Here is an 11,871-nt window from a genome sequence, read left to right as displayed (position 1 = left end):
GTGTCGGGGTCTCCCGTCTCCGGGTCACCCCGACACGCCGCAAACGGGTGCGGCGGAGCACGCGCCCCGCCGCACACGCCGCGGCCCACGAGCCCCCGCACACGGCGCGCCCCCGCACCCGGTGCGGAGCACGCGCCCCGCTGCGCCCCGGCATGGAGCACCGCGCCCCGCCGCACGCGGCGGGGCACCGGTGTCAGGGGTGGGTCACCAGGCCCAGGCCTCCGGGCCGGGGCCGCCGTTGCCGATCGGGGGGAAGAGTTCGTCGAGGCGCTGCTCGGTCGCCTCGTCGATGTCGACGGTCAGCGCACCCAGGCTCCGGTCGAGCTGGTCGACGGTACGTGGCCCGATGATCGGGGCGGTCACCGCGGGCCGGGAGAGCAGCCAGCCCAGCGCCATGTCGGCCGGGTCGTGCCCGAGGTCCGCGCAGAGCTTCTCGTACGCCTCGATGGTCGACCGGTGCTCGGCCAGCGCGTCGGCGGCGCGTCCGCTCGCGCCCCGCGCGGCGCCGCCCTCGGCCATCTTGCGCAGGACGCCGCCGAGCAGGCCGCCGTGCAGCGGCGACCACGGGATGACACCCAGTCCGTAGTGCTGCGCGGCGGGCAGCACCTCCAGCTCGACGTGCCGGGTGAGCAGGTTGTAGATGGACTGTTCGGCGACCAGGCCGAGGAAGTTGCGCCGGCCCGCCGCCGCCTGCGCCTGGGCGATGTGCCAACCGGCGAAGTTGGACGATCCCACGTAGATCACCTTGCCCTGGGCGACCAGGGTCTCCATCGCCTGCCAGATCTCCTCCCATGGCGTGCTCCGGGAGACGTGGTGCATCTGGTACAGGTCGATCACGTCGGTCTGCAGCCGGCGCAGCGAGCCCTCACAGGCGCGGATGATGTGGCGGGCGCTCAACCCCTGCTCGTTGGGCCAGTCGCCCATCTTGCCGTAGACCTTGGTGGCGAGGACGACCTTGTCGCGCCGGCCGCCGCCCTGGGCGAACCAGCGGCCGATGATCTGCTCGGTGATCCCCTCACCGGTCTGCCAGCCGTACACGTCAGCGGTGTCGAAGAAGTTGATGCCGTGTTCCAGCGCCCGGTCCATGATGGCGAAGCTGTCCGGCTCGGTGGTCTGCGGCCCGAAGTTCATCGTGCCGAGGCAGAGCCGGCTCACCGAGAGACCGGTGCGTCCCAGATTCGTGTACTCCATGGGTCCACCCTGGCACGCGGGCACTTAGAGTGCCTTGCGCCTGCCAGGGTGGACCGTTGGATCAGGAGGACTCGCGGGCCGCCGGGCCGCTGCCGAAGAGGACGTCGTCCCAGCTCGGCAGCCGCTTGCGCGGCTTGCCGGTCGCGTCGGTGGACTCGCCGCCGGCGGCCGCCGCGGCGCCCGTGCGGCGGGGCCTGAGCACCGCCAGCGACGGTACGGCCGGGACCTCCTTCGGCGCGTCCGAGTCGTCGTCGAACGCCGACCCCTGACCGCCGCCGAGCAGCGCCGCCGCGCCTCCGCCGACAGCCCGCTGCCGGGGCGCGTCGGGGCCGGCCATCGCTGCCGGGGAGCGCGGGTCGAGTCCGCGACCGGAGGTGCCGCCGAGCGGGCGGTCCAGCGAGGCGAGCAGGGCGTCGCGCCCGGCCCGGATCGGGTCCCGCCCCGGGCGGCTGTGCTCGCCGGCCGACGGCAGGCCGTGCCCGCCCCGGCTCGGCTCGCCGCGTGACGGGCCGGGCAGCGCGTGCCCGCCCCGCTCCGGCGCCGGCTCCTGGCCGAGGATCGGCGTCGGACGCTCGGCGCACAGGTACTGCGCCATGTCGTCGTGCGGGGTGACGTTCTGCCGGAGCTTGTCGAGGTCCCAGACGGCCTGCGCGGTGGCCTTGCCGGACGGCCAGGTGGCGATGATCCGCCAGGTGCCGTCGTCGCGCCGGTACGCGTCCCAGGAGATCTTCTCGGTGTCTATCCCGTGCTGGGCGAGGCGATTGTTGACCACCTCGGCGAGCGGGGTGGGCTTCTCCGCGCCCTTGAGCCGGGTACGGCGGGCGTGCTGGGCGAGCATCGCCCGCTCCTGGAGCACCGGACCGGCGTACCGCAGGACCCGGTCGACCGGGACGCCCGCGATGCGGGCGACGTCCTCGGCGGACTCGCCGGAGCGGATCCGGGCCTGGATGTCCCGTGGGGACAGCGACGGCGTCGGGTCGACGGTGGTCGCCACCACCGCCAGGGGCGTCGCGCCGGGCTCGGCGTGCAGCGCCGTGGCGATGCGTTCGTCGATGGGGAGGGCGAGCAGGCGCCCGACCTCGTCGGCGAGCACCAGAGCCTGGCCGTCCTCGGAGAGGGCGACGAAGCGTACTGGGCGCATGGCGTTGCCTCCGTCCCGCTTCGCTGGCCGTCACGCCACGAGCCGGCCACCCGGGCGTCCTCGCACCACCGTACGCTCATCTACCCGAAGGTGGGGGATGCGACACCCGCATGTCGCGACTGAGCTGCGACGATGATCACGGTGGGTGGCCGACGGGACCCCGCCCGCCACCCACCGTGACCGTCTACTGGAGTCGCTGCACCACGTAGTCGATGGAGGCGGTCAGCGCCTCCACGTCGGCCGGCTCGATCGCCGGGAAGAGCGCGACGCGCAGCTGGTTACGGCCCAGCTTCCGGTACGGCTCGGTGTCCACGATGCCGTTGGCGCGCAGCGCCTTGGCGATCGCCGAGGCGTCCACCTCGTCGGCGAAGTCGATGGTGGCGACCACGTTGGAGCGCAGCGCCGGGTCGGTGACGAACGGCGTGGCCACGTCGGAGCGCTCGGCCCAGCCGTACACGATGCCCGCGCTCTCGGCGGTGCGCTTGGCCGCCCAGGCCAGCCCGCCCTGCGAGTTCATCCAGTCGGTCTGCTCGGCGGCCAGGAAGATGGTGGCCAGCGCCGGCGTGTTGTACGTCTGCTCCAGCCGCGAGTTGTCGATCGCGGTGACCAGGTCGAGGAAGGCCGGGATGTAGCGGCCGGACGCCTTGATCTCGGTGGCCCGCTCCAGCGCGGCCGGCGACATCAGGGCCAGCCAAAGGCCGCCGTCGGAGCCGAAGCACTTCTGCGGGGCGAAGTAGTAGACGTCGGTCTCGCCGACGTTGACCTCCAGGCCGCCCGCGCCCGAGGTGGCGTCGACCAGCAGCAGCGAGCCGGGATCGGCGCCGGGCACCCGGCTGATCGGCACCGCGACGCCGGTGGACGTCTCGTTGTGCGGGGTGGCGTAGACGTCCACGCCGGCCTCGGCGACCAGCGTGGGCGCGCTGCCCGCCGCGGACTTGCGGACGGTCGGCTCGCCGAGGAACGGCGCGTCGGCGACCGACTTGGCGAACTTCGCGCCGAACTCGCCGAAGCTGGCGAACTGGGCCCGGTCACGGACCAGCCCGAAGGTGGCGACCTCCCAGAAGGCGGTGGTGCCACCGTTGCCGATGATCACCTCGTAGCCCTCGGGCAGGGAGAAGAACTCGGCGATGCCCCGGCGCAACCGGGCCACCTCGTCGCGGACCGTCTTCTGCCGGTGCGACGTGCCCAGGTAGCTGGTGGCCACGTCCGCAAGTGCGGAGACGGCCGCCGGACGGACCTTGGACGGGCCGCAGCCGAACCGTCCGTCGGCGGGCTTGAGGTCGTCGGGAATCCGGATGGTCGGTGCGTCAGCCACGGTTGTCGAGATCCTTCCGCATGGGCGAGGGCGGGCCCTTCCCCGGGCGGGGACCTGCGGCGGGCGCGTGCGCGGACGCACGGGCGCGGCCGGGATCTCCAGCCCGGTCCGGCGGCACTGCCGAGCCTTCATCCTCGCACCTCGGCCGGGCCGTCCGGCGGCTGGTACCGCCCCGCGCGCTGAGGGATGCGCCACAACCGGGGCGACGCGAGCCGGGCGGTGGCACGCGAAGGGCCCCGTCCGCGCGGACGGGGCCCTTCGACGGGTACGCGGGTCAGACGCCGTGCGGGATGGCGTCCCAGCCCTCGACCTCGCTGGGCTTGCGGCTGCTCGGCCCGACGTAGCGGGCGGACGGCCGGACCAGCCGCTGGAGCTTCTTCTGCTCCAGGATGTGCGCGCTCCAGCCGCCCATCCGGGCGCAGGTGAACATCGAGGTGAACATGTGCGCGGGCACCTCGGCGAAGTCCAGCACCACGGCCGACCAGAACTCGACGTTGGTGGCGAGCACCCGGTCCGGGCGGCGGGCCTGGAGCTCGGCCAGCGCGGCCTTCTCCAGCGCCTCGGCGATCTCGAAGCGGGGCGCGCCCAGCTCCTTGGCGGTCCGGCGCAGCACGCGGGCGCGCGGGTCCTCGGCCCGGTAGACGCGGTGGCCGAAGCCCATCAGCCGCTCGCCGCGGTCGAGGACGCTCTTGACGTACCCCTCGGCGTCGCCGCTGCGCTCGACGGCCTCCAGCATGCTCAGCACCCGGCTGGGGGCGCCGCCGTGCAGCGGGCCGGAGAGCGCGCCGATGCCGGAGGAGATGCAGGCCGCGGCGTCGGCGCCGGTGGAGGCGACGATCCGGGTGGTGAAGGTGGAGGCGTTCAGGCCGTGCTCGGCGGCCGAGATGAAGTACGCGTCGACGGCCTTGACGTGGCGCGGGTCGGGCTCGCCGCGCCAGCGCTTCATGAAGCGCTCGACGATCGTCTCCGCCTTGTCGATCTCCTTCTGCGGCACGGCGGGCAGGCCGAGGCCGCGCGCCGACTGGGCGACGAAGGAGAGCGCGGTCACCGAGACCCGGGCCAGGTCCTCGCGGGCCTGCTCGTCGGAGATGTCCAGCAGCTGGTCCAGACCCCAGTACGGGGCCAGCATGGCGACCGCGGACTGCACGTCGACGCGGATGTCGCCGGAGTGCACCGGCACCGGGAACGGCTCGGCCGGCGGCAGGCCCGGGCCGAACCGACCGTCGACCAGCAGCGCCCAGACGTTGCCGAAGGAGACCTGACCGATCAGATCCTCGATGTCGACGCCGCGGTAACGCAGCGCGCCACCCTCGCGGTCGGGTTCGGCGATCTCGGTCTCGAAGGCTACGACGCCCTCCAGGCCCGGTTTGAAGTCAGACATGTCGTCTCCTGGCTTCCGGCTCGGTGCGCCCGCGCGGGCTCAGTCCGGCCCAGACCTTAGGCGACCCTCAGGGATGGTTTCGTGACATCTTGCCTGCTCGGTAACCAAGTGCGCGACCCACTGCGACTGTGCCGCACGTGACATCCCCGCCGGTGGAGGCCGCCACGTCCTCGGTGAGACTGTTCGGTGGGGGCTGGCCAGCGTCGGGGGACGAGGGCCTCGCCGGGAGAGGGAGCAGCAACGTGACGGGCGACACACCGCCGCCGGCGGCCATGCGTAACGAGTACGCCGCCGACCTGGGCCTTTCCGAGGCCGATCTGGCCGCGGACTGGTACACCCAGTTCGACCGCTGGTTCGCCGACGCGATCGCCGCCGGCCTGCCCGAGCCGAACGCCATGATCGTCGGTACCGCCGACGCCAGCGGCCGCCCCAGCGGGCGCACCGTGCTGCTCAAGGGCTACGACCCCGAGGGCTTCGTCTTCTACACCAACTACGACTCCCGCAAGGGTGCCGAGGCGACCGCCAACCCGTACGCCAGCCTGGTCTTCCCCTGGTTCCCGATGCAGCGGCAGGTGGTGGTCGCCGGCCCGGTGCAGCGGGTCGACCGGGCGGAGACCGAGGCGTACTTCGCCAGCCGGCCGCGCGGCTCCCAGCTCGGGGCCTGGGCCAGCACCCAGTCCCGGTTGCTGCCGGACCGGGCGGCGCTCGACGAGGCGTACCAGGCGGTGGTCGATCGGTTCGCCGACGTGGCGCAGATCCCCGCGCCGCCGCACTGGGGCGGGCTGCGGGTCCGGCCCGAGTCGGTGGAGTTCTGGCAGGGGCGGGCGAGTCGGCTGCACGACCGGCTGCGATTCCGCCGCGCCGACGGCGGCGACTGGGTCGTGGAGCGGCTGGCCCCGTGACCGCGACCAGCCCGACCCGGCCGCGCGGGGCGCGCCGCTGGGCGATCGACCTGCGCCCGCTGGCGGTGCCGGAGTTCCGGCGGATCTGGCTGGGCGGCGGCATCGCCATGCTCGGCTTCCAGTTCACGGCGGTGGCCGTGCCGGTGGAGATGTACGCGCTGACCCGGGACTCGTTCTGGGTGGGCCTGCTCGGGATCGCCGCGTTCCTGCCGTTGCTGGTCTTCGGGCTCTGGGGCGGGGCGGTCGCCGACGCCCGGGACCGGCGGGGCGTGCTGCTCGCCAGCCAGGCGCTGCTCTGGGCGTCGATGCTGGCGCTGCTGCTGCAGGCGGTGCTCCGGGTGGGCAGCCCGGTGCTGCTGCTGGCCCTGGTGGCGCTCCAGTCGGTCGGCTTCGCGGTCAGCGGGGCGGCCCGCACGGCGAGCATCCCCCGGCTCGTCCCGGCCGAGCTGGTGCCGGCGGCCAGCACGCTGAACTTCACCACGTACACCGCCGCCTCGGTCGCCGGGCCGCTGCTGGCCGGGCTGATCTTCGCGAGCTGGCGGACCGACGTGGCGCTGCCGATCGCGTACGGGCTGGACATGATCCTGTTCACGGCCGCCGTCTGGGCGACCGTGCGGATGCCGGCGCTGCCGCCGGAGCCGGACCCGGACGGCGACGGCGCCCCCCGCAAGGCCGGCCTGGCCAGCATCGTCGACGGGCTGCGCTACCTGGCCACCACGCCGGTGCTGATGCTCTCGTTCGCCATCGACCTGATCGCGATGGTCCTGGCCATGCCGCGGGCGCTCTTTCCCGAGGTGGCCCAGGAGCGGTTCGGCGGCGGCGCGGCGATCGGCTGGCTGTACGGGGCGATCTCGCTCGGCGCGATGCTGGGTGGGCTGACCTCCGGCTGGATCGGCCGGCTGCGCCGGCAGGGCCTGGTGCTGGTGGTGGCGGTGGTCGGCTGGGGCCTCGCGGTGGCCGCGGCCGGGCTGGCCCGCCAGCTCTGGCTGGTGGTGCTGCTGCTCGCCGTGGCCGGGGCGTCCGACCTGGTCAGCGCGGTGCTGCGGCAGTCGATGCTGCTGGTCTACGCGCCGGACCGGATGCGCGGCCGGCTCCAGGGCGTCAACACCGTCGTCATCGCCGGTGGGCCGCGCCTGGGTGACCTGCGGGCCGGCGCCGTGGCGGCCGGGTACGGCACCGGCGTCGCCTGGGTGGGCGGGGGCCTGATCTCCGCCGTGCTCGCCGTCGTGCTGGTGGTGATCTTCCCGGCGCTGCTGCGCTACCGGGCCACCCCGGCCGCCGACCGCGCCTGAGCCGGCCGCTGGGCGGGAAGCGGGCCGGTGGGTCCGACGGGCTCCGCAGGCGGCGACTAAGGTCCCCTGACATGGAGAAGGCCGCGACCCGCCCGCCGTCCGGGGCACAATGGACCATTGCCGCCGACGGCCACGAGGCGGTCATCGTCGAGGTGGGCGGTGGGCTGCGGTCGTACCGGCACGACGGCGTGGACTACGTCGACGGGTACGGCCCGGACGAGATCTGCCCCGGCGGAGCCGGGCAGGTGCTGGCGCCCTGGCCCAACCGCATCCGCGACGGGCAGTACACCTTCGGCGAGCGCTCGTTGCAGCTCACGCTCACCGAACCGGACCGGAACAACGCGATCCACGGCCTGGTCAACTGGGTGCCGTGGGAGCTGGTCGAGCAGTCCGCCGACGCCGTCACGGTCGGCTACGACCTGCCACCCACCCCGGGGTACCCGTGGCCGCTGCGGCTGCGCAGCCGGTTCAGCGTCTCGGCGGACGGCCTGCGAATCGCGTACGAGGCGACGAACCTCGGCGGGGAGGCCGCCCCGTTCGGCTACTCGATGCACCCCTACCTGCAACTTCCCGGCGTGCCGGTGGAGGAGTTGTCGCTGCGCGTACCAGGGCGGATCCGGACGCTGCTGGACAGCCGGCTGCTCCCGGTCGGCGCCACCGCCGTGGCCGGCACCGAGTACGACTTCACCGAGCCCCGCCCGATCGGCGACGCGGTGCTCGACCTGGCCTTCGGTGACCTGCTCCGGGACGCCGACGGCGGCTCGTCGGTGACCCTGGCCGCGCCCGACGGCTCCGCCGCGGTGCACGTCTGGGCGGACCGGGAGTTCGGCTGGTGGCAGGTCTTCACCGGCGACACCCTGACCGGGGAGCGGCACCGGCGGTCGGTGGCGGTGGAGCCGATGACCTGCCCGGCCGACGCGTTCCGCTCCGGCAAGGACGTGATCACGCTGGAGCCCGGCACCACCTGGCGGGGCGCCTGGGGCGTCCGGCCCGGCGTCTGAGCGGCCGGGCCGTGGAGTTCGGCGAGGCCGTCCGGCGACGCCGGATGGTGCGCAACTACGACCCGGACCGGCCCGTCCCGCCGGACGTGGTGGACCGGCTGCTCGACCACGCGGTACGGGCGCCGTCGGCCGGGTTCGCGCAGGGCTGGGGCTTCCTGGTGCTGGAGACCCCGGAGGACCGGGAGCGGTTCTGGACGGCGGCCACCCCCGGCGGCGGCGGCCGGGAGCGCTGGCTGGCCGGGATGCGCCGGGCGCCGCTGATCGTCGTGCCGCACGCGAACCGCTCGGCCTACCTGGAGCGGTACGCCGAGCCGGACAAGGGCTGGGCGGATCGGGCGGCCGAGCGCTGGCCGGTGCCCTACTGGTACGTCGACACCGGGTTCGCCGCGCTGCTGATGCTCCTCACCGCCGTCGACGAGGGGCTGGGCGCCTGCTTCTTCGGCATCCCGCCGCAACGGCTGGCGGCCTACCGGGAGGCGTTCGGGGTCCCCGAGGAGTACCAGCCGATCGGTGCGATCACCGTCGGTTACCGGGCTCCCGACCACCGGTCACCGTCGCTGCGGCGGGGGCGGCGTCCGGTCGGCGAGGTGGTCCGGCGCGGCCGGTGGAGTTGAGCGTGGTTCGTACGGTCCGGGATGGGTATCGGCGGTAGCGAAACCGACATGAGGGAGTAAAACGCAGTGTGGCGGAGGCGGTTAGGCTGGCACGGTCATCGGTGCCGTACCGCGCGGTGCCACGGCGTGACCCGGCTCCGCGCCGTCGGTCGGCCCGACCACGGGGAGGGGAGCGTGCCGTGATCTTCAGAGCGGTCCGGGACGGGCGTCCGTACCCGGAGCACAACTTCACGCTCAAGCAGTGGGCCGAGATCCCGCCGCGCCCGCTGCGGCTGGACCAGCTCATCACCACCAAGCGGGAGCTGGCGCTGGACAAGCTCCTCGCCGAGGACTCCACCTTCTACGGCGACCTGTTCCCGCACGTGGTGCAGTGGAACGGCGGTCTCTACCTGGAGGACGGGCTGCACCGCGCGCTGCGCGCCGCGCTGCAGCAGCGCAACCAGATCCACGCCCGGGTGCTGGTGCTCGGCGGTCAGGACGGATGACGCCCGCCTGAAGACTCGTTAAGGTGGCCCCCATGACCGCACCGGTGGACCTGCTCGACGTCGACGCCTCGCTCAGCGAGGAGGAGCGCCAGATCCGCGCCGTCGTGCGCCAGCTCGTCGACGACCGGGTACGCCCGCACGTCGCCGACTGGTACGAGCAGGGCCACGTGCCGGCCCGTGAGCTGGCCCGCGAGTTCGGCAAGCTCGGCCTGCTCGGCATGCACCTGACCGGGTACGGCTGCGCCGGCGCCTCGGCGGTCGCGTACGGGCTGGCCTGCCTGGAGCTGGAGGCCGGCGACTCCGGCATCCGCTCGCTGGTCTCGGTGCAGGGCTCGCTCGCCATGTACGCCATCTGGCGCTACGGCAGCGAGGAGCAGAAGCAGCGCTGGCTGCCGTCGATGGCGGCCGGTGAGGCGATCGGCTGCTTCGGCCTGACCGAGCCCGACCACGGCTCCGACCCGGCCTCGATGGCCACTCGGGCGCGCCGCGACGGCGACGACTGGGTGCTCGACGGCGCCAAGATGTGGATCACCAACGCACCGATCGCCGAGGTCGGCGTGATCTGGGCGCGCACCGACGAAGGCGTTCGCGGCTTCGCCGTACCGATGGACACGCCGGGGGTGACGGCGCGCGAGATCCGGCAGAAGATGTCCCTGCGCGCCTCGCTGACCGGCGAGATCGCCCTCGACGACGTCCGGCTCCCGGCGGACGCCCAGCTGCCCGGCGCGATCGGGCTGAAGGCGCCGCTGAGCTGCCTCACCGAGGCCCGGCACGGCATCGTCTGGGGTGCGCTCGGCGCGGCCCGCGACTGCCTGACGACGGCGCTCGACTACGCCACCACCCGGACCCAGTTCGGCCGGCCGCTGGCCGGTTTCCAGCTCACCCAGGCCAAGCTCGCCGACATGGCCGTCGAGTGGAACAAGGGCTACCTGCTGGCGCTGCACCTGGGCCGGCTCGCCGACGCCGGGAAGCTGCGCCCGGAGCAGGTCAGCGTGGGCAAGCTGAACAACGTCCGCGAGGCGCTGGCGATCGCCCGCCAGTGCCGCACGATCCTGGGCGCCAACGGCGTCTCCGGTGAGTACCCGGTGATGCGGCACGCCAACAACCTGGAGAGCGTGCTGACCTACGAGGGCACCTCGGAGATCCACCAGCTGGTCATCGGGCAGAAGCTGACCGGGGTGTCGGCCTTCGCCTGACCGGCCTCACCCGTTCGGGTCGCTCGCCGCGCGGCTGTCGTATCCGGCACGTACCGTCATGGGAAGACGACGTGTCTGACGAGGACGGTGAGGGCCATGGCCCGCGACGGTGACATCAACCAGCCCACCAGGGAGTTCCCCGGCTACCCGACCGCCGACACGCTCCCGGCCCGGTCGGACGACGCCCCCGCGCCGCGGCCGGTCAGGCCGGCGCCCGCCCGTGGCCTGCTCTGGGTGCTCGGTGCGGCGGCGCTGGTGGTGGTGGTGCTGCTCGGCGCCCAGGCGACCGGGATCTTCCCCGACTTCCGCAACCCCTTCGCCAAGGAACAGACCGACCGCAGCCAGCCGCCGCTGCTCAAGTCGATCCAGGACCTCAGCCGCTACGTCGCCGCCGAGGGCAACTTCCAGGTCGTGGTCGACCTCCAGAACGACCGCAACAACGTGCCCGACTTCCTGCTCAATCAGCGGACCCTCTTCGTCGGGGCGGGCAGCGTCGAGGCGTACGTCGACTTCACCAGGATCTCCGAGGGCGCGGTGGTCGAGTCCGCCGACGGCAAGTCCGTCGAGATCAAGCTGCCCGCACCGCAGCTCGGCAAGACCAACCTCGACATGGAGAAGAGCTACGTCTTCGCCGAGGAGCGCGGCTTGCTCAACCGGCTCGGCGAGCTGGTCAACGGCGACCCCAACCGGCAGCAGCAGGTCTACCAGCTCGCCGAGGAACGGATCACCGCGGCGGCGCGGGACAGCGGGCTGACCCAGCGCGCCGAGGAGAACACCCGCAAGATGCTGGAGGGGCTGCTCCGCTCCCTCGGCTACGAGAAGGTCACCGTCACCTACGCCGCCCCCTGACCCCGCAACCGGCAGCGCCCGCCCCGAGGTACCGGGGCGGGCGCTGCCGTGCGGGGGAGGTCAGTAGCGGGTGGCGGCGCGGTCCTCGTTCGGCATCAGGGCCCAGAGGACCAGGTAGACGATCACCTGGGTGCCGGGCAGCAGCAGCGACAGCAGGAACAGCAGCCGGATCATGAAGGGCGAGGTGTTGTACCGGCGGGCCAGGCCGACGCAGACGCCGGCGAGCATGCGCCCCTCGCGGGGCCGGACCAGTTTGCGACTCATCGTCGTACTCCCACTCTGCGGCGATCCGCCGCTCTGCAACCAACGGTAGGAAGGGGTTACCACCGCGCCCTCCGTCGCAAGACGGATCCGGCGACCCCGTACCCGTAGGTGGTTACCCGTGACGGCCCCACCCGACGCCCTCCACGCGGCCCGTCCTGGCCCCTGGCCGTCGCGCCGGTTTGCGGCGTGTCGGGCTGTCCGGGTCGGCGGTCACCCCGACACACCGCAAAGCGGGGGCGG

The 11,871-nt window shown here is 73.4% G+C and carries 12 protein-coding genes; 7 read left to right on the top strand and 5 right to left on the bottom strand.

The window, feature by feature from the left end; all coding sequences use genetic code 11:
- Positions 1 to 204: 204 nt before the first annotated feature.
- From ACSNN7_RS27020 to ACSNN7_RS27005, 4 genes are all read right to left on the bottom strand, one after another.
- Complete coding sequence (locus ACSNN7_RS27020) at positions 205 to 1,191, bottom strand: aldo/keto reductase (RefSeq protein ID WP_436683821.1); 987 nt, start codon at positions 1,189 to 1,191, stop codon at positions 205 to 207.
- 61 nt (positions 1,192 to 1,252) lie between these two features.
- Positions 1,253 to 2,332 (bottom strand): septation protein SepH, encoded by a 1,080-nt coding sequence (sepH, locus tag ACSNN7_RS27015; protein WP_436683820.1) that lies wholly within the window; start codon positions 2,330 to 2,332, stop codon positions 1,253 to 1,255.
- A 184-nt stretch (positions 2,333 to 2,516) separates the two neighbouring features.
- Positions 2,517 to 3,647 carry a phosphoserine transaminase gene (gene serC, locus ACSNN7_RS27010; RefSeq protein ID WP_436683819.1) on the bottom strand — a complete coding sequence of 377 codons (1,131 nt, stop codon included), beginning with the start codon at positions 3,645 to 3,647 and terminating at the stop codon, positions 2,517 to 2,519.
- A gap of 274 nt (positions 3,648 to 3,921) precedes the next feature.
- Positions 3,922 to 5,028 carry a citrate synthase 2 gene (locus ACSNN7_RS27005; protein ID WP_436683818.1) on the bottom strand — a complete coding sequence of 369 codons (1,107 nt, stop codon included), beginning with the start codon at positions 5,026 to 5,028 and terminating at the stop codon, positions 3,922 to 3,924.
- A 272-nt stretch (positions 5,029 to 5,300) separates the two neighbouring features.
- Between ACSNN7_RS27005 and pdxH the strand changes: the two genes are divergently transcribed.
- The 7 genes from pdxH (at position 5,301) to ACSNN7_RS26970 (ending at position 11,367) form a co-directional block, all read left to right on the top strand.
- Positions 5,301 to 5,930 carry a pyridoxamine 5'-phosphate oxidase gene (gene pdxH, locus ACSNN7_RS27000; protein WP_436683823.1) on the top strand — a complete coding sequence of 210 codons (630 nt, stop codon included), beginning with the start codon at positions 5,301 to 5,303 and terminating at the stop codon, positions 5,928 to 5,930.
- On the top strand, positions 5,927 to 7,222 hold the full coding sequence (locus ACSNN7_RS26995) for an MFS transporter (protein ID WP_436683816.1): 1,296 nt from the start codon (positions 5,927 to 5,929) through the stop codon (positions 7,220 to 7,222). The genes pdxH and ACSNN7_RS26995 overlap by 4 nt, the downstream gene beginning before the upstream one ends.
- 71 nt (positions 7,223 to 7,293) lie before the next feature.
- Positions 7,294 to 8,223, top strand: a complete 930-nt coding sequence (locus tag ACSNN7_RS26990; protein ID WP_436683814.1) for an aldose 1-epimerase family protein — start codon at positions 7,294 to 7,296, stop codon at positions 8,221 to 8,223.
- Positions 8,224 to 8,234: 11 nt separating this feature from the next.
- Positions 8,235 to 8,837 carry a nitroreductase family protein gene (locus tag ACSNN7_RS26985; RefSeq protein ID WP_436683812.1) on the top strand — a complete coding sequence of 201 codons (603 nt, stop codon included), beginning with the start codon at positions 8,235 to 8,237 and terminating at the stop codon, positions 8,835 to 8,837.
- Positions 8,838 to 9,016: 179 nt separating this feature from the next.
- Positions 9,017 to 9,322: a type II toxin-antitoxin system VapB family antitoxin gene (locus tag ACSNN7_RS26980; protein WP_334452437.1), complete on the top strand. Its 306-nt coding sequence runs from the start codon at positions 9,017 to 9,019 to the stop codon at positions 9,320 to 9,322.
- Between the two features lie 32 nt (positions 9,323 to 9,354).
- Positions 9,355 to 10,518 carry an acyl-CoA dehydrogenase family protein gene (locus ACSNN7_RS26975; protein ID WP_436683811.1) on the top strand — a complete coding sequence of 388 codons (1,164 nt, stop codon included), beginning with the start codon at positions 9,355 to 9,357 and terminating at the stop codon, positions 10,516 to 10,518.
- 96 nt (positions 10,519 to 10,614) lie between these two features.
- Positions 10,615 to 11,367, top strand: coding sequence for a DUF4230 domain-containing protein (locus ACSNN7_RS26970; protein ID WP_436683809.1), 753 nt, complete (start codon positions 10,615 to 10,617; stop codon positions 11,365 to 11,367).
- Between the two features lie 60 nt (positions 11,368 to 11,427).
- Here the strand turns inward: ACSNN7_RS26970 and ACSNN7_RS26965 are convergent, their stop codons facing one another.
- Entirely contained in the window at positions 11,428 to 11,631 is a 204-nt protein-coding gene (locus tag ACSNN7_RS26965) for a PspC domain-containing protein (RefSeq protein ID WP_436683807.1), read from the bottom strand.
- Positions 11,632 to 11,871 lie beyond the last annotated feature (240 nt).

It is taken from the genome of Micromonospora sp. URMC 105 (assembly GCF_051386295.1).
Classification (GTDB): domain Bacteria; phylum Actinomycetota; class Actinomycetes; order Mycobacteriales; family Micromonosporaceae; genus Micromonospora.
This window is presented reverse-complemented; position numbering and strand designations above follow the sequence as displayed.

Coding starts and splice junctions, on each gene's coding strand:
- sepH (WP_436683820.1), bottom strand. CDS start 2,332: ATGCGCCCAGTACGCTTCGTCGCCCTCTCCGAGGACGGCCAGGCTCTG.
- ACSNN7_RS27020 (WP_436683821.1), bottom strand. CDS start 1,191: ATGGAGTACACGAATCTGGGACGCACCGGTCTCTCGGTGAGCCGGCTC.
- ACSNN7_RS26965 (WP_436683807.1), bottom strand. CDS start 11,631: ATGAGTCGCAAACTGGTCCGGCCCCGCGAGGGGCGCATGCTCGCCGGC.
- pdxH (WP_436683823.1), top strand. CDS start 5,301: ATGCGTAACGAGTACGCCGCCGACCTGGGCCTTTCCGAGGCCGATCTG.
- ACSNN7_RS26970 (WP_436683809.1), top strand. CDS start 10,615: ATGGCCCGCGACGGTGACATCAACCAGCCCACCAGGGAGTTCCCCGGC.
- ACSNN7_RS26975 (WP_436683811.1), top strand. CDS start 9,355: ATGACCGCACCGGTGGACCTGCTCGACGTCGACGCCTCGCTCAGCGAG.
- ACSNN7_RS26990 (WP_436683814.1), top strand. CDS start 7,294: ATGGAGAAGGCCGCGACCCGCCCGCCGTCCGGGGCACAATGGACCATT.
- ACSNN7_RS27005 (WP_436683818.1), bottom strand. CDS start 5,028: ATGTCTGACTTCAAACCGGGCCTGGAGGGCGTCGTAGCCTTCGAGACC.